At 62.1% G+C, this 24,217-nt stretch carries 25 protein-coding genes and 1 pseudogene; 10 read left to right on the top strand and 16 right to left on the bottom strand.

What is annotated here, in order from left to right:
* Nucleotides 1-8: 8 nt before the first annotated feature.
* The 7 genes from V5B59_RS06730 to V5B59_RS06760 all read right to left on the bottom strand — a co-directional run bounded on the left by V5B59_RS06730 (nt 9) and on the right by V5B59_RS06760 (nt 4,775).
* Complete coding sequence (locus V5B59_RS06730) at nt 9-314, bottom strand: hypothetical protein (RefSeq protein WP_169069130.1); 306 nt, start codon at nt 312-314, stop codon at nt 9-11.
* A gap of 77 nt (nt 315-391) precedes the next feature.
* The gene (locus V5B59_RS06735; protein WP_169069138.1) at nt 392-1,159 is read right to left on the bottom strand and encodes an SDR family NAD(P)-dependent oxidoreductase; all 768 of its coding nucleotides are present in this window, start codon (nt 1,157-1,159) and stop codon (nt 392-394) included.
* Nucleotides 1,160-1,191: 32 nt separating this feature from the next.
* On the bottom strand, nt 1,192-1,434 hold the full coding sequence (locus V5B59_RS26125) for a DUF3833 family protein (RefSeq protein WP_372703486.1): 243 nt from the start codon (nt 1,432-1,434) through the stop codon (nt 1,192-1,194).
* Nucleotides 1,435-1,437: 3 nt separating this feature from the next.
* Nucleotides 1,438-2,766 (bottom strand): NAD(P)/FAD-dependent oxidoreductase, encoded by a 1,329-nt coding sequence (locus V5B59_RS06745; RefSeq protein ID WP_169069131.1) that lies wholly within the window; start codon nt 2,764-2,766, stop codon nt 1,438-1,440.
* Between the two features lie 17 nt (nt 2,767-2,783).
* Nucleotides 2,784-3,599, bottom strand: coding sequence for a GTP cyclohydrolase FolE2 (gene folE2 / locus V5B59_RS06750; protein ID WP_034916513.1), 816 nt, complete (start codon nt 3,597-3,599; stop codon nt 2,784-2,786).
* A 49-nt stretch (nt 3,600-3,648) separates the two neighbouring features.
* Nucleotides 3,649-3,855, bottom strand: a complete 207-nt coding sequence (locus V5B59_RS06755) for a hypothetical protein (RefSeq protein WP_211203277.1) — start codon at nt 3,853-3,855, stop codon at nt 3,649-3,651.
* A 251-nt stretch (nt 3,856-4,106) separates the two neighbouring features.
* Nucleotides 4,107-4,775, bottom strand: a complete 669-nt coding sequence (locus tag V5B59_RS06760) for a ChaN family lipoprotein (protein ID WP_308240033.1) — start codon at nt 4,773-4,775, stop codon at nt 4,107-4,109.
* 169 nt (nt 4,776-4,944) lie between these two features.
* Between V5B59_RS06760 and egtD the strand changes: the two genes are divergently transcribed.
* The 5 genes from egtD to V5B59_RS06785 all read left to right on the top strand — a co-directional run bounded on the left by egtD (nt 4,945) and on the right by V5B59_RS06785 (nt 8,683).
* Nucleotides 4,945-5,865 (top strand): L-histidine N(alpha)-methyltransferase, encoded by a 921-nt coding sequence (gene egtD, locus V5B59_RS06765; RefSeq protein ID WP_169069139.1) that lies wholly within the window; start codon nt 4,945-4,947, stop codon nt 5,863-5,865.
* A gap of 24 nt (nt 5,866-5,889) precedes the next feature.
* On the top strand, nt 5,890-7,140 hold the full coding sequence (egtB, locus tag V5B59_RS06770; RefSeq protein ID WP_034916507.1) for an ergothioneine biosynthesis protein EgtB: 1,251 nt from the start codon (nt 5,890-5,892) through the stop codon (nt 7,138-7,140).
* A 249-nt stretch (nt 7,141-7,389) separates the two neighbouring features.
* A complete protein-coding gene (locus V5B59_RS06775) occupies nt 7,390-7,842 on the top strand; it encodes an SRPBCC family protein (protein WP_034916505.1) in 453 nt (150 codons plus the stop codon).
* A 52-nt stretch (nt 7,843-7,894) separates the two neighbouring features.
* Nucleotides 7,895-8,326 (top strand): PAS sensor domain-containing protein, encoded by a 432-nt coding sequence (locus tag V5B59_RS06780; protein WP_034916502.1) that lies wholly within the window; start codon nt 7,895-7,897, stop codon nt 8,324-8,326.
* A gap of 66 nt (nt 8,327-8,392) precedes the next feature.
* Nucleotides 8,393-8,683 (top strand): DUF427 domain-containing protein, encoded by a 291-nt coding sequence (locus V5B59_RS06785; protein ID WP_034916500.1) that lies wholly within the window; start codon nt 8,393-8,395, stop codon nt 8,681-8,683.
* Between the two features lie 65 nt (nt 8,684-8,748).
* On the opposite strand, the gene V5B59_RS06790 is transcribed toward V5B59_RS06785, so the two are convergent.
* The 3 genes from V5B59_RS06790 to V5B59_RS06800 all read right to left on the bottom strand — a co-directional run bounded on the left by V5B59_RS06790 (nt 8,749) and on the right by V5B59_RS06800 (nt 10,687).
* Entirely contained in the window at nt 8,749-9,351 is a 603-nt protein-coding gene (locus V5B59_RS06790) for a histidine phosphatase family protein (protein WP_248594632.1), read from the bottom strand.
* A 128-nt stretch (nt 9,352-9,479) separates the two neighbouring features.
* A complete protein-coding gene (locus V5B59_RS06795; protein ID WP_169069133.1) occupies nt 9,480-9,824 on the bottom strand; it encodes a hypothetical protein in 345 nt (114 codons plus the stop codon).
* A gap of 122 nt (nt 9,825-9,946) precedes the next feature.
* On the bottom strand, nt 9,947-10,687 hold the full coding sequence (locus V5B59_RS06800; protein WP_169069134.1) for an SDR family NAD(P)-dependent oxidoreductase: 741 nt from the start codon (nt 10,685-10,687) through the stop codon (nt 9,947-9,949).
* Between the two features lie 178 nt (nt 10,688-10,865).
* Here V5B59_RS06800 and V5B59_RS06805 point away from each other — a divergent pair, with 178 nt between their 5' ends.
* From V5B59_RS06805 to V5B59_RS06820, 3 genes and pseudogenes are all read left to right on the top strand, one after another.
* Entirely contained in the window at nt 10,866-11,153 is a 288-nt protein-coding gene (locus V5B59_RS06805) for a TIGR02450 family Trp-rich protein (protein WP_169069135.1), read from the top strand.
* 57 nt (nt 11,154-11,210) lie between these two features.
* Nucleotides 11,211-12,183: pseudogene (locus V5B59_RS06810) on the top strand (NAD(P)/FAD-dependent oxidoreductase).
* A 365-nt stretch (nt 12,184-12,548) separates the two neighbouring features.
* A complete protein-coding gene (locus V5B59_RS06820; RefSeq protein ID WP_372703488.1) occupies nt 12,549-13,031 on the top strand; it encodes a 3'-5' exonuclease in 483 nt (160 codons plus the stop codon).
* Here V5B59_RS06820 and tnpC read toward each other — a convergent pair.
* Both tnpC and V5B59_RS06830 read right to left on the bottom strand, forming a co-directional pair.
* Nucleotides 13,013-13,780 (bottom strand): IS66 family transposase, encoded by a 768-nt coding sequence (gene tnpC, locus V5B59_RS06825; protein ID WP_332351713.1) that lies wholly within the window; start codon nt 13,778-13,780, stop codon nt 13,013-13,015. The two genes, V5B59_RS06820 and tnpC, sit on opposite strands and share 19 nt — an antisense overlap.
* An 8-nt stretch (nt 13,781-13,788) precedes the next feature.
* The gene (locus V5B59_RS06830) at nt 13,789-14,511 is read right to left on the bottom strand and encodes a DUF6444 domain-containing protein (RefSeq protein ID WP_332351714.1); all 723 of its coding nucleotides are present in this window, start codon (nt 14,509-14,511) and stop codon (nt 13,789-13,791) included.
* Between the two features lie 208 nt (nt 14,512-14,719).
* Between V5B59_RS06830 and V5B59_RS06835 the strand changes: the two genes are divergently transcribed.
* Nucleotides 14,720-16,336 carry an IS1634 family transposase gene (locus V5B59_RS06835; protein ID WP_332351692.1) on the top strand — a complete coding sequence of 539 codons (1,617 nt, stop codon included), beginning with the start codon at nt 14,720-14,722 and terminating at the stop codon, nt 16,334-16,336.
* Between the two features lie 282 nt (nt 16,337-16,618).
* Nucleotides 16,619-17,623, top strand: a complete 1,005-nt coding sequence (locus V5B59_RS06840) for a GIY-YIG nuclease family protein (RefSeq protein ID WP_248595015.1) — start codon at nt 16,619-16,621, stop codon at nt 17,621-17,623.
* 929 nt (nt 17,624-18,552) lie between these two features.
* Here V5B59_RS06840 and V5B59_RS06845 read toward each other — a convergent pair.
* The 4 genes from V5B59_RS06845 to V5B59_RS06860 all read right to left on the bottom strand — a co-directional run bounded on the left by V5B59_RS06845 (nt 18,553) and on the right by V5B59_RS06860 (nt 23,773).
* A complete protein-coding gene (locus V5B59_RS06845) occupies nt 18,553-20,607 on the bottom strand; it encodes a nitric oxide reductase activation protein NorD (RefSeq protein ID WP_169071536.1) in 2,055 nt (684 codons plus the stop codon).
* Nucleotides 20,608-20,623: 16 nt separating this feature from the next.
* Nucleotides 20,624-21,451: a CbbQ/NirQ/NorQ/GpvN family protein gene (locus V5B59_RS06850; protein ID WP_169071541.1), complete on the bottom strand. Its 828-nt coding sequence runs from the start codon at nt 21,449-21,451 to the stop codon at nt 20,624-20,626.
* An 11-nt stretch (nt 21,452-21,462) separates the two neighbouring features.
* Entirely contained in the window at nt 21,463-22,842 is a 1,380-nt protein-coding gene (locus V5B59_RS06855; RefSeq protein ID WP_169071535.1) for a cbb3-type cytochrome c oxidase subunit I, read from the bottom strand.
* Nucleotides 22,843-22,912: 70 nt separating this feature from the next.
* Nucleotides 22,913-23,773 carry a c-type cytochrome gene (locus V5B59_RS06860; RefSeq protein WP_169071534.1) on the bottom strand — a complete coding sequence of 287 codons (861 nt, stop codon included), beginning with the start codon at nt 23,771-23,773 and terminating at the stop codon, nt 22,913-22,915.
* Between the last annotated feature and the right edge of the window lie 444 nt (nt 23,774-24,217).

A 24,217-nucleotide genomic window follows, 5' to 3' on the forward strand; every position in this document is an offset into this window, starting at 1 on the left:
GATCACCCTCAAATTATTGCGCCGAGTCCCAGGCAACGCGAGATCGCCACCACCTCCGGCTGGACTCTCTCCAGTCGCAGGCGCTCGATCGCCGCCTCGCACTCGTCGCTGTCGAACGTATGGATCTTGCGCAGCATGTGCTTCCTGCCCTGGCCGGGGACATCATCAACCCGAAGGCCTGAGCGGAATGAGGAGGACAGGATCGCCTGCCTGGAGTGACGTTCCTGTGGTTCAGAATCGCTGTGAGTCAGTCCGGGAATCGTTTCGAAGCGCTGCATGGCATGCGATTGTACCGCACACGCGTGCTTCACCATGCCTGCGTGTTGCTGGCGGTGAAAAACCGCGTAAAGTTGGCGGCCAAGAGGTCCTGTCTGCAGGGCAGACGGTCATCTCAGCCCCCGGTGATGCGGCGAACGAGCGGAAAGTACCAGCTATAGGGCAGCAGCGACAGCCACTTCATCGCCCGCGTGAAGCGCTTCGGATAATGGATTTCAAAGGCGCTACCGGCAAAACCGGCAAGCGTCTCCACGGCCGCCTGTTCAGGGGTGAGCAGCGCCGGCATGGCGAAGTCGTTCTGGGCAGTAAGCGGCGTGGCCACAAAGCCCGGATTGATCACCCGCACGCCAATCCCTTGCGGGTGCAGATCAAGATACAGTGCCTCGGCAAAGTTGATCAGGGCGGCTTTGGTCGGACCATAAATCAGCGACTTCGGCAGACCACGATAACCGGCCACACTGGCGACGAAACCGATCTGGCCTTCGCCCTGCTGCAACAGTTGCGGGACGACACGGGCAGCGAACGCCACGGCACCGCCAAAGTTCACATCGATCATCTGGCGCGCCCTGGGCACGTCGAGTTCCCAGGCGCGCATCGGCAAATAGTCGCCAGCGACATAGAGCGCCACGTCGACGCCACCCCACGCCGCCAGCAGCGAGTCCCAGGCGCTGCACAGGCTTGCTTCGTCGGCCGCATCACAGGGGAGCACCAGCGCTTGCGGAGCGCCATTGGCCACCGCTTGCAGTTGGCGCACCTTCCGTGCCGAGAGCGCGACCCTTGCGCCGCGCGCCAGCAGCAGGCGGCCCAAGGCGGCGCCGATGCCACTCGAAGCGCCGAGCAGCCACACGCGTTTCCCCGACCAGTCGTCGATGTGCGGATTCATCATCTCATCGCCTGGTGAAACTCAGGGTGACTTCACCCAGATGAAAGTCCAGCGTCGACGCGGGTGATGGTCCATACGCGGCGCGAGGTGCGGCCATCCGACCACGAGAAATGCTCGTCAAGGGTACCGACATCGACTCCATCGCGCTTCTCCCAACTGGCGTCGATGATCACGTGAAAATGCCTGATCACTTCGCCGGAACGATTCTGAACTCCAGGGTGTTGCGCCAGCGCCAGGCCAACACGGCGGCGATGGACTTGAAGAGGTGAGGGCATTGTTCATGCGAAAACACCCGCTCGCCGCCGTACAGGCGGCGCCGGGGATGCCGCGGCCGTGCCTTGCCAGGGCGCACGACAGGCCAGGGCATTCGCCACCTGCAGCGCCGATTTCAGACCATCTTCGTGAAAACCGTAGCCGCCCCAAGCGCCGCAAAACCACACGCCGCTGGCGCCCGAAATGGTCGGCAGCTCACTTTGGGCTGCGATTGCGGGCCCGTCAAAAATCGGATGTGCATAGTCAAATTCGGCAATCACCCTCTCGGTCCTGGGCTCGCGCTGTGGATTCAGCGAAACCATCATCGGCATCCTGAAGGGCAGCGGCTGCAGACGGTTGATCAGGTAGGAGACACTGACCGGCCGCAGGTCGAGTTCCTGTGCGCTCGACAGGTAGTTCCACGCCGACCAGAGGGTAGGATCGCGGGGCAGAAGGGCAGCGTCCGTGTGCAGCACGGCGCGATTTGGCGCGTAGCGGATGGCACCGAGCGTGCGCCGCTCGGCCGATGTGGCTTCCTCTCCGAGAATTGCCAACGCCTGGTCGCTGTGACAGGCAAGCACAACCTGATCGTAGGACTCGACGCCTTCGTCGGTGTGCAAGAGCAGGCCGAGTTCGCGGCGCTGCACGTGGCGAACCGGCGTAGCCATACGAATGTCGTCGAGTCCGGCAGCCAGCTTGCAGACATACTCCCGGCCGCCGCCCCGGACTGTTCGCCAGAGTGGTCGATCGAAAACCTGGAGCAGTCCGTGATTGCGACAAAAGCGCACAAAACTGGCCAGTGGATAGTCGAGCATCTGGCCCGCCGGACAAGACCAGATCGCCGCCGCCATCGGCAGAAGATACCACTCGGCAAAGGGCCGCGAGTAACCGCCCGCGTCCAGGAAACAGCGCAGACTCCGGTCATACTCGGGATACTGTTCCAGGCAGGCAACGCTTTCCCGGTTGAAACGCAGGATGTCGGCAAGCATGCGCCAGAAATCACGCCGCAGCAGATTGCGTTTCTGCCCGAAGACGGTCGCCAGGCTGCTGCCGGCCCACTCCAGTTGCGGCTCTTCGAGGCTGACCGCAAAGGACATTTCCGTCTCGACGCTGGCTACCCCCAGGTGAGCAAACATGGCCGTCAGGTTTGGGTAGGTCTTGCTGTTATAGACCAGAAAACCGGTATCGACGGGATGCTCAACGCCGTCCACAGTCACATCGACGGTATTGGTGTGCCCCCCGAGATACGACCCTGCCTCGTACAGCGTCACCAGGTGCTTTTGCGACAGCAACCAGGCACTGGCCAGGCCGGAAATTCCCGATCCGACCACGGCGATACGTTGTGCGCCAGGCATGTTCTCGTCCTCCGGCTTCAGGCGACTTCACTGCCAGCATTTTCGCCGCTGATCTCGGCGTAGGCAGAGTGGTTGTGAATCGACTCGAAGTTCTCGGACTTGACCGTCCAATTTGCGATCCGTGGCTCGTTCATCAGACGCAACGCGATGTCGCGAACCAGGTCCTCGACAAACTTCGGATTGTCGTAGGCTCGCTCGGTCACCCACTTCTCGTCCGGGCGTTTGAGCAACCCGAAGACCTCGCAGGAGGCCTCCTCCTCGGCAAGGCGTACCAGTTCTTCCGGCGTCATCCCTGAACGGAGGCGGACGCTGATGGTGATGTGCGATCGCTGGTTGTGGGCGCCGTATTCGCTGATTTCCTTCGAGCAGGGGCATAGACTGGTAACCGGCGCGACCACCTCGAGCGTTAGTTCAACCGCCTGCCCTTGGCGCTTCTCCACAATCATCCGGACGTCGTAGTCGAGCAGGCTCTCGACCCCGGATACCGGCGCTGCCTTGCTGATGAAATAGGGAAAGGCGAGTTCGATTGCACCGCTCTGCGCATCCAGGCGCAGCAGCATGTCGTCAAACATGCGCAGCAAACGATTGACGTTCAGTGGTGCACGCCGCTGTTCGAGCACCTCGACAAAGCGGGACATGTGCGTGCCCTTCACCTCGGGCGGCAGGCCAACCGACATCGACAACCGGGCTACCGTGTTTTGAACGGTGCCGGCAGCATCGAGCAGCGCCAGCGGGTAGCGCAGGTCCTTGACGCCAACCTTGTGAATCGCCAACTGGCGAAGGTCGGCGCGGGCCTGCATGTCGGGAAGGAAGAATCTGTCTGGGGCGTTCATTTTGTGGTCTCCATGGTGGCGAAAAGGCTGGATGTCAGACGGACGTTGGTCACGGTTTGCCGAGAAACTCTTCGATCCTTGCGAGCAAAGCCCTGTCCTCGGGCTTGACGCGACTACCGAAGCTCAACACCTGCTGGCCGCTGCGATCGATCAGGTACTTGTGAAAATTCCATTGCGGTTCCGTACCGGTCACTTTGGCGAGTTGCGCGTAGAGCGGGTTGGCGTGCTTGCCGGTTACCGTTGTCTTGGCGAACATCGGAATTCGGTATCACCGGGCAGGCATCGGCTGCGATAGCAGGCGGTGCGGCCACTAGGCTGACCGCCAGGAACAGAGCAGACAGCAGGAGGGCACCAGTTGCTGGACCTACGTTGTGGCGCACGGTGGTGTTCACGTTTTGTCCTGGACAAAAATATAAATTACTGCCAATATATAAATACCTACCCATATTGTCAACAATTTTCTAAAATTTGTCCTGGACAACATGGGTACTCGTCCGGCCATGAATATCAGTGCCGTCGACTGCGATAGCGGCCTCGGAAAAGACACCCTGCGCGTCCGGGAGTGTCGTTACGGCTTCTATCGTGTTTTGAGCCGAGGCGCGGCGGCGCCACCGGTGTCGCGGGTTCTTTTGGAAAGGTGAAGACGGCATCGGCCAGGCCAGGGCGAATCTCGCGGCAGTCCTCGCCGGGTGAGAGCGGCAGGAGCGTCGTGACGCGATCGACGCCGAGACCGCGCAACTGGTGCGGCACGCCAAAGCCGAAGCGCAAATGCCCGCTGCCGATGATGCCGACGACCAGCGGCGGCTGCCCCTGCGGCCCGGTGACCCGTTGCGCCACCAGCGCCTCGGCCATGGCGTGCTCCCAGTTCTGCTGCGCCTCGACGAAGTACTGGAAGCCCGAGTCTGCCCGGCCGCCCTTCAGCTGCGCGTGCTGCCGATATACCGTAATCAGGAAGTCCAGGTAGGCCTCACTGGCCAGCGCCGGGCGGCCGACGCCCTGGCGTTGGTGGTCGGGGAGGGCCTCCCGGCCGCGCTCATCGATCGCCCGGGTCAGGCTGGCGTCGACATTGAGAGCGACCATCGGGATGCGGTTGATGCGCGCGAACTCGAACAGCGGCAGCCGGACGCTTGCAACCAGCCGCTCGGAGCGGCACAGGCAGCGGGCGGTGCCGACCAGCCGAGCGCGGCCGCGAGCACAGGATCAGCCGCGAAGTACGATAGCTATTCATGGCGCCGCTCCTGTCAAGTGTCGTTATGGTGGCTGGCAGGGCCGGTTGCAGTTCCCTTGTTCCTGCCAAGGAGTATGATCGGTCATCAAGACTTTTTTGGAGGTTGCTGAATTGCCTATGGCTTCCGTTGGCCTTGTCGCCGAAATCGCCGCCGGACTGTGCGCAGCGCAGGCAAACGTTTCGCCGAAGTATTTTTATGACGCCGCCGGCTCGGCGCTCTTCGAGCGGATTACGCGCCTGCCGGAGTACTACCTCACCCGTACCGAAGCCAAGATCATCGAGACCCATGGCGAAGAGATGGCACGGCAGATTGGTCCCGGCGCGACGGTGATCGAACTGGGGGCCGGCAACTGCGAAAAGGCGCGAGCGCTGTGCGCGATGATCAGGCCCAGGTGCTTCGTTGCCATCGATATCTCGGCCGATTTCCTGCATCAGGCCGTCGATGGCCTGCGCGACGCCTTTCCTTCCCTCGATGTTCGCCCCGTCGTCGCCGATCTGCTGGGCGAGATTGTCCTGCCCGGCGATGTTCCGTCCGCCCGACGCCTGGTGTTCTACCCTGGTTCGTCGATCGGGAATTTCGACCCTGAGGTGGCACTCACCCTGCTCGGCCGCATGCGCGGTCTGCTGGGGAACGATGGGGCGCTGCTGATCGGCGTCGACCTGGTCAAGGACGAAGCGGTGCTCGAAGCGGCTTACAATGACGCCGCCGGGGTGACCGCTGCTTTCAACCTGAATGTGCTGCAGCACCTCAACCGGCTGCTGGGTGCCGATTTTGACCTCACGCAGTGGCAGCATCGCGCTTTCTTCAATCGCCAGAAGTCACGCATCGAGATGCATCTGGAAGCTTTGCACGAAACGCGGGTAGCGTGGCCGAATGGCTTCCGGAACTTTCGCCGCGGCGAGCACATCCACACCGAGAACAGCTACAAGTACCGTATCGACGACTTCGCCGGCCTGCTCGGGCGCGCCGGCTTCAGCAACAGCCTGCGCTGGACCGATCCCGAGCAGTGGTTTGCGATCTTTCTTGCCCGGCCCTGAAAGCATCTCCTGGAGCATAGCCTGATGCCGCTCAACGATCTCTCGGCCCCCTACCGGCGGGTGCGTGACTGGACCCTGGAACTGTGCGCAGCGCTGTCGGTGGAGGACTGCTGCGTGCAGTCGATGCCCGACGCCAGCCCGGTCAAATGGCACCTCGCCCATACCACCTGGTTTTTTGAGACCTTCGTCCTGGAACCCTGGGAGCGTGGCTTCCAGCCCTTCAACGAAGCCTTCCGGGTGCTTTACAACTCGTATTACAACGCCGTCGGCGACAAGCATCCACGGCCCGAGCGCGGGTTGTTGACCCGCCCGGCGTTTGCTACCGTTCTCGCCTACCGGGCCGACGTCGACCGTCGCCTGCAGGGCCTGCTCGCCGAGCAGAGGGGGGGAGAAGCGTTGACGGCACTGGTCACTCTCGGCCTGCACCACGAACAACAGCACCAGGAACTGATCCTGACCGACCTCAAACACCTCTTTTCGCGCAACCCCCTGGCGCCGGCTTACGCCGCCAGGCCACCGGCCGCAGCAGCAGCGCCGGCGCTGAACTGGCATGACTTTCCGGGCGGGGTGGTGATGATCGGCCATCAGGGCTCCGGCTTCTGCTACGACAACGAGACACCGCGCCACCGTGTGTTCCTCGAACCCTACCGGCTGGCCTCGCGTCTGGTGACCAACGGCGAGTTCCTGCAGTTCATCGAGGCCGGCGGCTATCGGGAACCCGTCCATTGGCTCGCCGAGGGCTGGGACTGGCGGGTTGCCGAGAACCGCATTCACCCGTTGTACTGGCGGCGGCGGGAGGACTGGCAGGAATTCACCCTCGGCGGGCTGGTTCCCCTCGATCGCCAGCGACCGCTGGTGCATGTCTCCTACTACGAAGCCGATGCCTATGCCCGTTGGGCCGAGGCGCGGCTACCGACGGAGGCGGAATGGGAAAATGCGGCCGCCGGCGTCCCGATTGCCGGCCATTTCGCCGGTCGGCGGGACTTTCATCCCGCTGTCGCAGCAGCCGGCGGCATCAGCCAGTTGTTTGGCGATGCCTGGGAATGGACCCGCTCGAGCTACGATCCCTATCCGGGTTTCCGCGCCGGGGCGGGCGCCGTGGGTGAGTACAACGGCAAGTTCATGGTCAATCAGTACGTCCTCCGGGGTGGCTCCTGCGTCACCCCCGACGACCACCTGCGGGCCAGTTACCGCAACTTCTTTCCGGCGACGGCGTGCTGGCAGTTCTCGGGTATCCGCCTGGCCCGTGACGCCGAACCTGGCGGCAACGGATGACCCTGCGTGTGCGGTTTCTTCGCAGTGGGGAGTCGTCTCCTGCATTCGTCGAATGCACAGCGGCCGAAGAGGGAACGCAGGCGGTCATTGTCGTAATCGCATCAACTTGGGTTCAGGCGAGGCGCGGACAGCCTGACCAGAACGGCCTATAATCTCGCAATTGCTGGCGGGAACCGGGCAGACAGCACTGAGCCCAGCATTTTCGAATCGTTGCAGGCAGCACTACGCAACGATGATGAAGGATAGGCAATGATCACCGCTAAAGCGGACGTTCTGGTGTTTGAAGAGATCGACCGGGTCTACCAGTTCGTCGCCCCTGATTTCGTGACCAATTATCCCCGCTGGTCACCGGAAGTGGTGAGTCTCGAACCGCTGTCGGTCGGCCCGGTGCAGGTGGGTTTCCAGGCTCGGCAGACACGTGTCGATCACGGCCACAAGTCGGAATCGGTTTTTGAGGTGGCCGAACTCGAACCGCTGAAGCGGGTCTGCTTCAAGGGTGTTTCGGATCCGTTTCGCTCGATCTACGAATTCGATGACCGCAGTTCGTCCACGTTGCTGACCTTCACCTTCGAAGTGGAAGCGCTGGCGCCGCACATCCGCCCATTCGAAAAACTGGTGCGCATCGCGGTACAGGATGGTGCCAGGCGCTTGGTGAAAAAGCTCAAGCTGCTCATCGAAAAGGAAATGCTGAACAACGTCTAGCAGTGCAGGAGCAATCGCATTGCTGAGAGATTTGAGGTCCACGGAGGCTCTGATGTTCACGACGGCAAAAGACGATGGTTTGATTCCCTACGTTCTCACCCAGATTCTCGATGCCTGCGTCAATGGCATCACCCTGTCCGACCCGGATCTACCCGACAATCCCATTGTCTATGCCAACCAGGTCTTCGAGCAGATATCCGGCTACTCGCAAGCAGAGATCATCGGTCGCAACTGTCGCTTCCTGCAGGGAGAAGAACGCGAACAGCCGGCATTGGCAACCATCCGCGCGGCGCTGGCAAAAAAGGAGGGGTGCGTGGTGACCTTGCGCAACTATCGCAAGAACGGCGAGCTGTTCTTCAATCGACTGTCGATCCGCCCGCTGGTGGATCGCGAGGGCAAGGTTATTTACTACCTCGGCGTACAGTATGACATCACCGATCAACTCAGGGCCAGCGGCGAAGGCGACCCGATCAGCTTCGCGTAGTCAGCCTGAGCGGAACTTCAGCCGCCTCTGTGAGTCTTCATTGCAACCCTCAACGGGAGCCACACCATGCCAAGAGCCATTTGGAAAAACGCCGTCATTGCCGAATCCACGACCTTCGAGACTGTCGAGAACAATGTCTACTTTCCGCCTGGCACGGTAAAGACCGAGTATCTCCGCGCCAGCGACACCCACACTACCTGCCCGTGGAAGGGCGTCGCCAGCTATTACGACGTAATCGTCGACGGCCAGGTGAACAAGGACGCGGCCTGGTATTACGCCAACCCCAAAGACGCCGCGAAGAACATCAAGGACCACATTGCTTTCTGGAAAGGAGTCACGGTCGAGGCGGGTCGGTGAGCAGCAGGAGCGTGCAGCTACCAACGCACGAAGTGCGAGGCAGGTGCGTCGAATCGAGGCCCTATTCATGAACCTCCCCTTGTTTCGATCGGGATGGTGCCAAGCCACTTCGGCGCGCCGCTGCCGTTGATCTGAAAAATGCTGCCGCCACCGGCAGGAGGCGTTGCCTCGGTGAAGGCGTTCACCACGACCTGATGAGTGACCAGGATCACCGGCTGACCATCGATCGGCAGCCTGGCAAGAAACGCCCGCAAGCCGTCCAGAATCCGTTGCCGATCGTCCTGCCGTTCGAAAAAGGAATTCAGCGCGGGCAAGGGCTCTACTGGCCCAAGGTCCAGCAGGCGGGCCGTTTCGAGCGCGCGGCACCACTGGCTCGAAAAGACTCTCGCATGGGTCAGGCCGGCCGCACGCAGACGGGCCCCCAACTGTCGTGCCTGAGCCCGGCCACTGGCATCAAGATTGCGCTGGGTGGAACAATCGCCGATGACGAAATTCGGCGGGTCGCCGACCCCCGGCGCGTGGGCATGGCGGAGCATCAGCAAGCGGCCTGGCTTGGCCAGTTCGCCCAGCGGCACCGGCAGGCCGTCGGCCCGCGCCGGCAAGGAGCTTGCCATGGCCGCAAGGGAAAGGATGAGCAGCGAGAACAGCGTCCTCTTTCCTTCAGCCAACCAGTCCAGTCGCGAATCGATGGCTCTTGACCCGAGCCATCTGGCGATCGTCGGGCAGGTGACCTCGACGTCATCTGATCCTACAGTAGCCCGGAACATTGGCGAACAGTCCTTGGGCACGAAGACGGCTAACGCCGATCGGGAGAATCCGGGGTTTCCGAATCCTCGAGGGGATACGCGTCCGCCACATAAGCGGGCCCTTTCATAACCATGACGATGAGGGAAGCGATGGCCACTGTAAACACGGCCGTCCAGTGCAGGACCACGATACTGATCGCCAGAATGTCGACCGTCTGGAGGCGAGTCGCGGCCTGCACGGCATCCCCTTCCCCAGAAAAGATCCTGACGGCAAGCGACGGCAGTGCCAGAAGCAGCGTGCCGAAAACGAGCATGCGGGGTAACAGGCGCAGTACGTCGCGCTCACGCCCAGCTGGCGCCTGCACGAATCCCGGAAGTCTGTTGAAGGCGTTCATCGTTGCTCCTTTATTCGTTACCGTGAAAGTCGCGCCAGGAAGAGAAACGGCAGCAGTCCTCCGCAACCGAGCCAGGCAACGCTGTGTGGCATGGGATCAGGCAGCGAGTACGTTATGCCGCTTTACCTGACCAGGGGCCGAATCGTCGAAAAGCCGGCGTCCATCGACCACACCTGGCCGGTCACCCGCGCAGCCTTGTCCGAGAGCAGCCAGATCATCAGTTCCGCCAGTTCGTCTGGGGAGCCAATGCCCGGCAGCGGGTACTGGCGAGCCGCGGCGTCGCGGCCCATCGCGCTGCCGAGGATGGCCGTCGCGGCCGGCGTGTCCATGATGCCGGGCGCGACGGCGTTGATCCGGATGTTATTTCCCGCATAGGTCGCCGCCGCGCTGCGTACCAGTCCTTCGACACCGGCTTTCGCCGCTGCTACCGCCTCGTGATTGGGAGTGCCGATGCGCGCAGCAGCCGACGAAACCAGCACCGCCGATCCCGCGCACTTGGCGTCGCGCAAAGCGCCGACGAAAGCCGCCAGCGTATGGAAGGCGCTGATCAGATTGGCGTTGAGGCAGGCCGCAAAGTCGACCTCGGACATCCGATGCAGTGCGCCAAGGCGAATATTCCCGACGCAGTGCGCGAATGCTGTGGGCAGCATCTGGTGCGCTTGAGCCACCGCGAAAATGTGGCGCGATCCGGCTACGCTGGAGCAGTCAGCAACCACCTGTAGGTGGCTGTCGCCGTAGATGCGAGCCAAGCGCTCGCCCTCCCGGCTGGTCACGATCACCCTCCAGCCTGCCTCTGCCAGCCTGGCCACCACCGCTTGACCGAGCCCGCCTGCCGCTCCAGTGACAAGAGCTATTCTTTCCATGACATATCTTCTCCAGTTTCACCTGCTGTCCAGCAAGGGACTTCTTGTCCGTCACAGAAAGCAGCAGTTTGATCGATCGGAAGGCACTTTTGCGCTGGACAAAAAAGCAAAATGCACGTCAGATACACCTAATTTCGTGCTAGCATAACAAAACAACTGAATTTTGTCTAGGACAAATATGAAGAAAACCGAAAAAGGCTCTGCTACACCCCGAATTGGCGTCCAGGTTTTCGGTTCGCAAAATGCTCGCCGCCTGAACCCGAAGAAGCTGCTGCTCAGCAAGTGGACGGCGGTTACCCCGCATGACCAGGAGAAGCACTTCATCGTCACCCGAGTGATTCAACCGGAGCCCCCGGCCACTCGAATCGAGAGCATCGAACTGGAAGCCGTGTACTCTCGCCGAGTATTTTCGCTGTTCTGGCACAAGCTCACTGATCGCCAGCAGTGGCTGCAAGGCTGGCAATGACTTGTGCCAGGAAGAATCTGCGAACAGGCTCGCCGAATCGTGGTTGACAAGAAAACCATGAATTCAATTCCCCATCTGGCGCTGATCGGTGCCGGCATCGCCGGCCTGTCCTGCGCCACGGCACTGCAACAGGCTGGCCTCGAAGTCAGCCTGTTCGACAAGAGTCGCGGCGCGGGCGGACGGATGAGCACGCGTCGAGGCGACGACTGGCAATGCGACCACGGTGCCCAGTATTTTCCGTGCCGAAGTGGCGCGCTGGCAGCGGGCCGGGGTCGCGGGTTGGTGGGATCCCAGGCTATGGCTGTTTGATGGCAATTCGCCGAAAGAACGCGAGTCTACGGTCGAGCGCTTTGTCGGCATGCCAGCCATGACGGCGCCCGCCCGCTATCTGGCCAGCACACTGACCGTGCAAACAGCAACGAAGATCCAGCAGCTCAGGCGCCGGGCGCGCGGCTGGCAGGTTTTCTCGGCTGAAAACGGCTGGCTGGAGACGAGCTTTGCGGCCGTCCTGCTGGGCGTCCCGGCGCCGCAGGCGGCACCCTTGTTGCAGCACCTGGCCCCCGAGTTGGCGGCACTGGCCGGCAGTGCCGTGATGCGCGGCTGTTGGGCGCTGATGCTGCACTTTGCCGCTCCGGTGGACCTGGCCTTCGATGCCGCCTTCGTCAATCAGGGCCCACTGCGCTGGATCGCCCGCAACAGCGGCAAGCCGGGCCGCAGCGGCGAGGAAACCTGGCTGCTGCATGCCCGCGCAGAATGGAGCGAGGCGCATCTGGAAGAAGATCCGGAGAGCGTCGCCGCAGCGCTGCTGTACGCCTTTGGCCAACTGGGCGGTCCGGCCCCGCAAGCCTGGACTGCGCACCGCTGGCGTTACGCCGATACCGAACCAGCCCTCGTCGAAGGGTGCGCCTGGCGTCCAGAGATTGGCCTGGGGCTTTGCGGCGACTGGCTCAACGGTGGCAAAGTGGAGGGTGCCTGGCTCAGCGGCCGGACGCTGGCCGAACAGGTGGTGCGGTCGTTCGCGCGGTGCTGACCGCCGAACCTGCTCAGTCGCGGCCGAGGATGATGACCAGATCATCATGTTGACGCCCCATGACTTGCGGCACGCGCTGCGCGGGGCGCACACCCCAGAGGCGACAACTTCGCTGCGTCCTCTCCGCATTGCGGCGCAGCCCTGCCACGAACCTTTCCTTCTGACGCGCGGCTTGCCCTGTCTGGATCGGCAACACGACTTGCCGCAACGCCCGCGCATCGGGCTTGGTCAGAAAACCGTATGAGTCCCGGCACGCCCCTCCGGCAGACTAGCCGCTGGCGCGAGTACGTTCGCGTCTTCTACCGGGCGCACATGCCGAAGTATTTCGAGCAGAACGTATTCGGCCACACTCGGGCGCTGCCGGGATGGTTCTGGAACGGTCAGACCAGGATACGCTGTCTCTCGCACGCCATCGGCCAGTCTCTCTTCTTGTCCGGATGGTCGGCTACCGTGGCAAGGAGATCGCTCAACGGTTCGAGCTGCCGGGCACCGGGCTTGGCCTCGTGATTCCCGCGCGGCTTGCCTTCATCAACCTGCAGACCACCGGGGCCAATCCGGTACGGGACCGCATCACAAGGATCGGCGTGCTGGAAGCCGAGGGTGACCGGGTTTCGACCTGGAGCACCTTGGTCAACCCACAGCGGCCGATCCCTGCACTCATCCAGCGACTCAACGGTATCCGCAACGAGGCGATAGCCGACGCCCCTACTTTCGCCCAAGTCGCGGCAGAACTGGCCGATCGCCTGCATGGGCGTCCGTTCGTTGCCCACCATGCCCGCTTCAACTATGGTTTCGTCAAGGTAACTACTCAGGGCGACCACGCCGAAGCTCAAGCGAGGCGAGGCTGAGGGGGCTGGCCCTGGAAAGTGAGGATCAGGGCGTGGAAGAGATTGGCGCCCTGCTTGTGCATGGTTGCGAGATACGAGTGAATGATGCAGTAGGCATCGGCCCCCTTCTTGGTCCGGAAGCCGCCGGAGACTTTCTGTTTGACCTTGGACATGCGCACGGCTTGCTCGGCCAGGTTGTTGGTGAACGGAACGCCGGGATCCGTGGCAAAGCGCCAGACATCGTCGGTGTAGGTGCGCAAGCGCAGGAGGAGGTTCGTCGCCTTGCTTTGCCGGGGACGCCCGCGTTTGCCCGAGGGTGGAGCCCGGGGATTGAGGGCTTCCCCTTCACTGAGAATGTCGGCGTAGCGGGACAGGAAGAACGCCCGGCGGGATTCCGGCAGCGGCGCGCCGGTCTGACCGACCTCATGACAGGCCGTCCGCAGGAGATCGATCATGCGGCCGGCCCAGGCTTGCCCGAGATCCTCAAAGAGGTAGGTCAGCTCGCGCAAGTGATGGGCATTGCACAGACCGTGCTTGCAGAGGAGGTCACGATAAGGCTTCCAGCCATCGTGAATGAGGGTGCCCAGGAAGCCGGGCAGAATTCCCAGGGCATCGAACGCCTGCTTGCCGCGTTTCGCATGGCAGGCGACCCAGGTCAGCAGCGTGGTCGCCAGGACGTGCATCCAGTGCAGCGAGCCGGCGACACGCAGCCCGGTCTCATCGGCGTGCGCGACATCGGCGACTTGAAGGGCCTGGCCGATGGTGCTCACCGTCGGCGTCAGCCGGACCCCGGCCTCGCGACTTGAAGGGCTTGGCCGATGGTGCTCACCGTCGGCGTCAGCCGGACCCCGGCCTCCTGTGAGGCGGCGAGTACCGTGGCTTCGGCCATCGGCAGTCCGAAGAAATCGTCCATCAGCTCCGACGTGCGTTGCACCGGCATCATGTGGTGTTGCGTCAGATGCACCGCTGCCGCCAACGCCGCCGGCCCGTACTGGACCGGCGAAGAAACGCCTTCCGGGAACTCGCCACGGCACACCTCGCCGCAGGCGCAGGTCGCCGCCCAGACTTGATGCTCGGTGACCTCAAAGCGCAACGGCGGCAGATCGAACACCTGCCGGCTCTCGGCCATCGTCGCTTCCCCCAGGGGGCCTTGGCACGCGTGGCAGTGGGCCGCGGGCAAATGCACGACGACTCGATCCGGCTTTTCTACCTTCTGGAGCGTGTGTCCAGTATGCCCCGGCTGTCCGCCATTCGGGTGCTGCCCCGGTTTGCGCAGCGAACGGGGCTTGGCCGGCAGCTTGGCCAGCCCATCCGAGGACGGTGGTTTGCTCGAATTGTGGCTATTCTTGGCCCCTCGACCTTCCAGTTCCTGCACCTTCGCCTGCAGCTTCTCCACTTCTCCCCTCAACTGCCGCACCAGCGCACGTAAGGGCCAAAGCTCGCGGATCAGATCATCCTTCTCGGCAACACTCAGTCGTTCAAGGTCGGGAATCTCGTCCATGCCCACTCACCTGTACGAAGCCTATCCATTGCGAGGTCAATGCTGGGTTCTCTTGAAAGCTTGGACGTTCGCTCTGACGGACCTTCCCGGAGCCCTTGAGGTAAGTCGTTGATTCATGGCAAGAAACCAGAAAATCGGCAAAAATGTAGGCATGTAAATATAATAATAGCTATTTACAAACAATGTGCTATTGGCTATTATTGTCGGCATGTACATCGCCCGCGTCCCCAACCGAAAGTCCAGGCCGGCCATCCTGCTTCGCGAGTCCTATCGCGAGGGAGGCAAAGTCTGCACACGAACCATCGCCAATCTGACGAACTGGGCACCGGAACGAATCGTCGCCATGGAACGTCTGGTGAAGGGCGAATTCGACGACTGGTCGGGAGAGATGACCAGCGGCGAGATTTTTGGGGTGCTGTTTGCCCTCAAGCAGTTGGCCGACCAGGTGGGCCTCACGCGGGTGCTGGGCAGCGCTGCGGAAAGCAAGCTCAACCTGTTCCTGATTCTCGCGCGTATCGCGCATGGTGGCTCGCGGTTGTCGGCGGTACGCTGGGCGAAACAGCACACGGTGGCCGATGTGTTGGCGGTGGAGGCGTTCGATGAGGACGACCTCTATGCCGCGCTGGACTGGCTGGCGAGCCAGCAGGAACGCATCGAGCGGGAGCTTTACCAGGCCTATGTCAAGGCGCAGGGCCAACCGCCCGTGCTGGTGCTTTACGACGTCACTTCGAGCTACTTTGAAGGGGAATGCAACGAGCTGGGGCAATATGGTTACAACCGCGACGGCAAGCGCGGCAAGCCGCAAATCGTCATCGGTTTGTTGACCGCGGAGGACGGGGAGCCTCTGGCCGTGCGGGTCTTCGAAGGGAATACCGCGGACCCGACGACGGTGGCCAGCCAGATCACGATCCTGAAGGAACAATTCGGCATTGCCGAGGTGGTGATGGTCGGCGATCGGGGAATGATCAAGGCCAAGGGGAAAGCCGCGCTGTCGGTACAGGGCTTCCGTTATATCACGGCGTTGACGGACGCGCAGATACGCACCTTCCTCAAGGAGGGGGTGCTGCAGACGGATCTCTTCGATGCGCATCTGTGCGAGGTGGAGCACAACGATAAACGCCTGATCGTGCGCCGCAACGAGACTGTGCGGGTGCGCGAGGAGCGTCGGCGGGAGGACAAGCTGGCGCAGTTGCAAGCGAAGGTCGCCGAACGTAATGCCTTCGTCAAGGACTCCAAGCGCGCCAGCGCGGCAGCAGGCCTGGCCGCCTTGCAGCGCTGGACCAAGAGCCACAAGCTCAGCGCGTTTGTCACCCTGACGCTGAAAGAACGCGTCATTGTCTGTACCATCGACGAGGAGGCCAAAGAGCAAGACGCTCTGCTCGACGGCTGCTATCTGCTGGAAACCAATGTGCCGCTCACCTTGATGGACGCGAAGACGGTCGATGCGCGTTATCGCGATCTGCAAAAAGTCGAGCGCAACTTCCGCACCGTGAAAACCACCTTTCTGGAAATTCGCCCGATCTTCCTGCGCAAGGCCGAGCGGACCAAGGCGCATGTCTTCGTGGCGATGCTGGCCTTAAAAATCACGCGGCGGTTTGAAGCGGCTCTGCGGCAGACCTTCGGCAGCACCGAAGACGACCCCGCCGCCATCACCCCGGACGACGCCCTGGTGGCCCTCGGACGATTGACCTATCTCTACACCACCGACCGCAACGGTCAGCGTCACACGCATCTGCCACGCCCGGACGATCAACAGGCCAAAATCCTCAGCGCCATCGGTCTGTCCTTCCCGCTCAAGGCCAAAGCCGACAAGCTCGCCGCGTAGGCAGGCGCCGCTTTTGCGGCATCGGCTATTTTTTTAACAAAAACCGATAGTTACAGCATAACTGCGCTTGCTGGCTGGGGGAAGATCCGTCTGAGCAAAAATTCCAGTACCTGAGCGTCGCCACGCTTCAGCCTGTCCGCTTGGCGGAGGACTCCTGAGTAGTTACTCGTCAAGAGCGAATTCCAGCGTCTGGGGAAGTCCTTCCGGACCGACGTGTTGTGTACGGTGCGCCTGTCTCGCAAGCTCTTTCCTGAACATCAGCAACACAACTTGGACAGTCTCATGGTCCGTCATGATTTGACAACGGGCGACCGCTGCGGCGCCTTGGCCGAGGCTCACCTGCTTTGGCAGTTCTGGTGCCTGTTGAAACGGGATCACGGCGAAGAGGCTCTAGCCGAGGCCATCCGGCAGCAGCTCAAGCGCCCCAGCCTGCCGCCCCAGCTAGATTCTGTCGTGCTCGACGATCTGCCCGAATCCCCCGGGGTGTACCTGTTCTACGGCGACAACGACGCGCTTCTGTACGTTGGGAAAAGCGTCAACCTGCGTCAGCGCGTACGGGCTCACTTCGCGTCCGACCTGCGTGAGTACAAGGAGATGCGCCTCAGTCAGGAGGTGCGTCGCCTTCACTGGCATGAGACGGTCGGTGAACTCGGCGCACTGCTGCTGGAATCGCGACTGGTGAAGGAATGCCAGCCGATTCACAATCGTCGGTTGCGCCGCTCTTCGGATCTGTGCACCTGGCACTTGGTGCAAGTGGCCCCAGGCGATTACCGGCCGAGACTGGTTGGCGGCCAGGCTGCCGGCTGCCTGCGCTCGGAAGACCTTTTCGGCCTCTTTACCAACCGGCGGGAAGCCACCGACACCCTGCGCAAGGAGGCTGCCGCACACGAACTGTGCCCGATTATCCTCGGGCTGGAAAAGCCCGCCCGGCCCGGACGCCCCTGCTTCGCCCACCAGGTCAAGCAATGCCGGGGCGCCTGCGTGGGTAAGGAAGCCGTCGACGTGCACAGTGCTCGCATGATAGCGGCGCTGATGAAGCTGAAGCTCACCGCATGGCCGTACCCCGGAGCGATCGGCATCGTCGAGCGGGATGAGTTGCGGGAAGAGGAGGAAGTCCACGTCGTGAACGGCTGGCGGCACCTGGGCAGCGCGCGCAGCGAGGCCGAGATCCAGGGAATCCTGCTGGGTGAGTCGGGTCAGGGGCGGTTCGACCGGGATACCTACAACCTGCTCACCGCGCATCTGGCAAAGGGGCGAGTGCGCGTGCGGTTGTTGTCCGAGCGGTAACGACTCGCTATCGACGAAAGATCGATGGTGCCGTTGGATTTCCTGTCCTTTTCCCGCATCCCGAAAGCGGAGAAAAAATGACCTTCGCTCTCGTCTAGAGTGCCATCCGGGTTTCCTTCGAGATCAGGAAATCTGGAGTTACGGTGGCCAAGGATGCTATGCAAGCTGTCGAGTCCAGGCTCGAACGAAACGCCGGGTCGGCCGGAGGAATTTCACCTCCAGCCGCCCACAGAACCGTACGTAAACCTCTCGGTTTATACGGCTCGTCCCAGCCATTCCCTTGCCTCCTCGCGACGGCAAAGCGACTGCGAAAGTTGATGCTCCTCCTGGTTTCCCAGTTGGCAATGACTCTCGCAAAGCTCGTCCATCCCCTTCGCTCCACTTCCATTACAGAAGCTTCCACACTACTACGGGATGGTCCGCCCCCTGCATGTGCATCGATACTTTCCCCCTTCGTGGATCTCACTTATAAGGTTTTCTCTTCGCATCACATGCAGGTTTCCCAAGTTCCGTATTCGCGCCAAGACTAGAGTCGCGCCATCTGAACACCGGATACCGCGTGGCCAGTACACAGTTCTCCGCCACCCTTGTCCCGGGAAGGAGCGGCGTCCCCGGTTTCGATATCGCCTAACTTGTTTTCGATGCGTCATCGATGGTTCGCTTGCGCTCGCCTCTCTAATCCATACCTGCCGAAGTTCTTCTCCGGCTTTTGACCGTAACGTTCACCACCGCACCCTTTCGAATGAAGCAGCTTACGGCGGTTTGAAGCCTGTCACTGCTGCAGACCGACTTCGAAGGGCCTTCCTTCATCACGAATACAGCATCGACTCATCAACTACCTGAGTTCGTTCTTGGCACAACCGCTCCTACCCAAGTGGGACATCCTGATCCGACCGGCCTGCCCGGTATGAATATTCGTAGAAATCACCTTACGCCTGGATCAGCCGCTTCATCCACTCGAGTAGGACGATCGGCAGCAATTCAGGTTTCGTCAGGAGTGCGTATTGATGCACTCCGAAAACGGCAGCCAGGTAGGTGGCGGCGTTTCGATCCACGGTCAGGCAAAAAGGAAACACGCCCTGCAAGCGCGCTTCGGTTACTGCCTGCCGCGTGTCCTCGACGCCGTATCGGCCTTCGTACTGGTCCAAATCGTTCGGTTTGCCGTCGGATAGCAGCAGCAGCAGTCGGTGCGCAGCGGTTTCGCGCAGCAGTGTCGTGCTGGCGTGACGGATGGCGGCGCCTGCTCGCGTGTATTGTTCTGGTTCGAGCGCGGCGATGCGCCGGGCGACCTCGTTGTTGTACGGCTCGTCGAAGCGCTTGAGGGTCCGCAAGGTCACCGCATGCGGCCCTTGCCCGGAAAAAACCTGTACCGAATACCGTTCTCCCATTCCATCCAGGGCAACACAGACCATCAGCAATGCCTCTCGCTCGACGTCGATCACTCGCCGCTGGCCTGAAATCCAGCCATCGGTCGAGCCGCTGACGTCGACGAGCACCATGATGGCCAGGTCTCGCCTGGTGCGCCGATGCGTCAGATAGAGCGCTTGCGCCATCGGCAAACCGGCGCGGAAGTCGGCATGGCTGTCGATGTAGGCGTCGAGGTCGATTTCGTCGCCGTCGAGTTGCTTGCTGCGCCGCGTTCGCTGCGCACGCAGCATCTCGAAGCGCCGGCGGATCGCATCGAGCATCGAGCGGTGCTCGGCCAGTGTGCGGTCTACCCATTGTTGCGGGCCCGCTTGCGGAGGCAACAGGCGGATCGTGGCGCCAGGGTCACGATAGGCGCTGATGCGGTAATCCCATTCGGGGTAGCTGAAGCTGATGCTGGACGGATTCGCGACAGACGACTCGGCGGTTCGCTTGGCGCGCGCATCGGGAGGATCGTCCGACAGCAGGACTTCCTTGGCTCGGCCAGTTGTTGAAACCAGACGAGCCTCAGCCAGATCGGACAGCGAATCGGCAAATTCCTCGGCCGCCGTTTGGTCGTCGCGGTCCGTCGGGCGCTGCATGCCGAAGGGATCTTCGGCATGCTCGTGCGGCTGCGCCGACTGGATCATCCAGACCCCTTGCCGCACGTCATCCTCCTCCTCGTCTTCTTGGTCGCTCGATTGACGTACCTCGGGACGATGCGGCAAACGTGTGCTGCGGGGTTCTGCTGAGGTTTCGTGGCCGGAAACGCCGTCGTGGTTGGCGGCCCAGGTGGTCGGCAATGGGTTCGGCGCACGCAGTTCGCCCGTCCACCAGTCCTTGAACAGCGGATTGGCGCCAAGCAGCCGGGTCATCCCGGTCTCGGGAACGATCGCTGCCGCCAGCCGATGAGCGGCGCGCGCCGACTCTTGCGACGACGCCGGTAGTGGCTCGTCGCCGTTCGCTATCCCGCAGCCGCGCTGCAGCAGCGATCGGACATACTTCTCGAGAGGTTGCCGCTGCGCGGAGAAGCTGGCCAAGGCCGGCCGGGCCGCCAAGGCTGCCCGTCGCAGCGCATTCAGCGAGCCGATGATTCCCGGCAACTCCCGCGCCAGCGCTTCATCGGCTGCCTGTGCTTCGATCAGGAGATAAACATCGCGGATCAAAGGTGTTGCCTGGGCACTGATGAGGGCGGCGCTGCCGCGACTGGCGCGCATCGCCTGCTGTAGGGCGACGGTACGCAAACGTTCTGTGGCCAGCGCCGCATCGCTGATGCCGGCATCGGCTGGCAACCAGATGGACCACCCGTCCGTTGCCGGTATGGCGTATTGCACGCGGGGATCCTCGCGGCGCCGGAAAACCTGCGCCAGAAATGTCGCCGGCGCGGGCGCCTGTGCGCTGCGAAGTTGATAGCTGGTCCCGAACACGGCCACAATCAACAAGTCGATGCGTTGGGCGACGTCGGTCAAAGCGAGCATCGGTGTCGGCGCAGACCTGGCGCGATGTCGGCGCCAGAGTGCCTGTGCATAGACCGTCGCGTGGCGCGCGAGATCGGTGATAATCTCTTCGGCTTCAGCCACGCAGGCGGTGTCCGGGTCAGACGAAGGTCGCGTCGACCAGGTCGCGCATCGCGCCGACCAGCGACTCGTCGTCCGACAAGGGCGAGATCACGGCGCTGTAGCAAGCCTGCCGCACGGAAATGCCGCTGCTGATCAGCCGGGCGGCGGCAATCAGGAGACGCGTGCTCGGCACTTCTGCCAATCCCCGGTCGCGCAATCCGCGCAGTCGGTGGCCCAAGGAAACCAGCGCACGCGCTGTCGCACGGTCGGCGCCGCCTTCGCGCTCGATGATCGCCGCCTCACGGTCACCTGCCGGGAACTCGAAGTCGAGCGCTACGAATCGTTGTCGTGTACTGGGTTTCAGATCCTTCAGCAGGTGCTGATAACCGGGGTTGTAAGAGACGACCAACTGAAAGCCCGCGGCCGCCTCGATCGTCTCGCCTGTCTTGTCGATGGGCAGCATGCGCCGGTAGTCGGTCAAGGGATGCAGCACAACCACCGTGTCCTGGCGCGCCTCGACGACCTCATCCAGATAACAGATGGCACCCTCGCGGACCGCACGCGTCAGCGGGCCATCCTGCCAGATCGTACCGTCGTGGCGAATCAGGAAGCGCCCGATGAGGTCGCTCGCGGTCAGGTCGTCGTGGCACGAAATGGTTACCAGAGGGCATTGCAGGCGCCATGCCATGTGTTCGAGGAAACGGGTCTTGCCGCAACCGGTCGGCCCTTTGAGCATGACCGCCAGACGGCGCGCATGACATTGCTCGAACAGTGCCACTTCATCGCCCGACGGCAGGTAATAGGGCTCCGCGCGCGTCACCGATGGCTGGCCGTGCTGGTCGATGGCGCGCAAATCGCCTCGCATTGCGGACGTAATCACGAGATGGGTGCTGGGCGCACGGTATCCGGCCGCAGCGTCGGCTGCTTCTCGTTACCCACATCGAAGCGAGGCGCATAACGGAAGAAGTCGAAGATGAACAAGCCCACGCCGACCGAGAAGAGCGACGCAGTTGCCAGCAACATCAGGAAATGCACCTGGATCTTCAGTTGTACGTCGAGATACCCCATGCCGAGGATGCGCTCCAGATAGACCTGCGCGATGCCGGCGGTGGCGAAGGAGAGGGTCATTCCGAACATGCCGCCCAGTTGCATCCAGAACGCCCAGTAACCGATGCTGCTGCCACGTTCCGAGCGTCCTGGTGTCATGGTCGGCAAGGCGAAGGTGATCATCGCCAGGACGATCATTGCATAGGCGCCGTAGAACGCTGCGTGCCCATGCATCGCCGTGATCAGCGTGCCGTGCGTCCACTTGTTGACGTCCGGAAAGGTGTGTGCCAGTCCGAGCAAGCCGGCACCGAACAAGGTGAACACGGTGCTGCCGATCGTCCAGTGGAGCGCCAGGGTATTCGGGTGCGCCAGGCCGGAGCGACGCATCGCCGAGTAGGCGTAGATCGCCATGCCGATCAGCGCCAGAGGTTCGAGCGCGCTGAAAATGCCGCCGATCGGCAGCCAATAGGCCGGCACACCCACCCAGTAATAATGGTGAGCGGTCCCGAGGATGCCGGCAATGAGAACCAGTCCGACGATCACATACAGCCATTTCTCCATCACTTCACGGTCGGCGCCGGAGAGCCGAATCAGCAGATAGGCGAGAAACCCGCCCTGAATCATTTCCCATACGCCTTCGACCCACAGGTGGATCGTCCACCAGCGGTAGAAGATGGAGACGGTGTAGTTTTCGTATTCGAGCAAGGCCGGCAGGTACAGCAGCGCGGCCAGGCCTAGGCCGAGGACCAGCACGCCTTCGGTAGTCGTGAATCGCCGCGACTTCCAGATCGTCATGCCCACGTTGTACAGGAAGAGCAGCATGCAGATGACGATCACGATCTTGTGCGGCAAGGGCTGCTCAAGCAGCTTGTTGCCGGTGCCATAGCGGAACAGGTAGCCGACAACGGCGCTTACGCCCATCAGCGTCCACAGGATGAGCTGGATATAGGCAATCTTGACGCTATGCAACTCGGTGCGCGACTCGTCCGGTACCATCCAGTACGTTGCGCCCATGAAGCCCGTCAGCACCCAGACGATCAGCAGATTGGTATGGACGACCTTCGTCACGTCGAACGGAAGGATGTACAGCAGTGAGTCGGGGCCGAGGTATTTCGCCGCCGAGAGCAGCCCGAAGACCAGTTGCAGGCCAAACAGCACCATCGCGACGGCAAAATACCCATAGGCAACCGACTGAGATCTGTAACGCATTGCGCTATCCTTTCGAGAATTCGTGTGGTCGGGGCGACGTCTTTTCGGACAGGCAGGAATCAGTCTTCAACTACTTGAAGCTTGCCAGATACGCCGACAAGTGGGCTACCTGGTCGGGTGTCAGATCCTTGCCGAAGGTGGCCGGCATGAACGACACGCCATTCGCCGAGTACATCGCACCGGGAACCAGGTGCGCGCTGGGGCTCGTGATCGACTCGCTGAGGTAGCCCTCAACATCCTTGGCCTTGCCCTTGTACTCCGGCGAGCTGACGATCTGCTGGGCTCGCGTCGCGACGCCGGCGAGCGAAGGACCCGCCATGTTTGCCCCTGGTACGAGGGAGTGGCAGGCAGTGCACGCTGGCGAAACGGTCCGGAAGACGATCTCTCCCAAGGCCATAGGGTCCTTGTCTGAGGGCAGCGATTCCGGGCCGGGAGGCGGCGCCGATCTGCTGACAGCAGCCGCCTGGTCGGCGGAACGTGTGCCCGTAATGGCCACGCCGGCGCCAGTTACCAGGATCGGGCGCGGCGGCCAACCCTGGTTGTCGACCTTGCTCACCCAGTCGAGGAAGGCAACCAGGTCGGCAATCTCGGCGTCGGTCATGTCTTGTTTCGGCATCAGCCGGCGGTGGCGCTGTTCGTCGTAGAACTTGGATGGGTCGCGCAGGTAGGCCTGCAGGTAGGGGGCGCCTCGTTGCTGCGCGATCTTGGTCAGGTCCGGCGCGTAGTAGGCGCCCTCGCCAAACAGGGTGTGGCAGTTGATACAGTTGTTCTTGTGCCAGACGTTCTTGCCGTGTGTGACGGCAGGCGTGATATTCTGCGCATTCGTCAGGGCGGGAAACTGCCGGTGGCTGTCGATGGTCAGCGCCAGGAAAGCTACGGCCGCGACCACAGTCGAGCCGATCGCAAATAGTCTTGCTTGCCGTTTGTTCAATGGTCGTCCTTCTCGCGTTGGATTGCGTCAGACGCTGATGCCGGTCCAATACTTGATGCTGATGTAGCTCGCATAAACGATGCTGACGGCCAGCAACACCAGCACGACGTAGCTGAACGTTTTGAGTGCTGCATGCACGATCGTCCCCTGGAAGTGAACGGGATTTGCCTGCGTTGGCGAAGGGACTGCCCCGCCAGAAACAGAAACGCATGTTGGCCAACCCGCGCCGCGCCGTCTGTTCGGCAGCGCACAGACGGGCCTGGGCGTGCAATGGAGTCGAGCCTGGGCGAGATGACTCGCGCGCCGGGCGCTGAGGCCGCATGGCCACCATGCGCGTGCTGCTGGACACGCATCTCCGGCTGTCGGGCAGTGCCTAACCAGCGAGCGAGCCGGGAAAGATCATCGCCTTTGATGCCGACTCGTGCCAAGGTCGCAGCGTCTGTC

This window comes from Candidatus Accumulibacter contiguus (genome assembly GCF_036625285.1).
GTDB classification, from domain to species: domain Bacteria; phylum Pseudomonadota; class Gammaproteobacteria; order Burkholderiales; family Rhodocyclaceae; genus Accumulibacter; species Accumulibacter contiguus.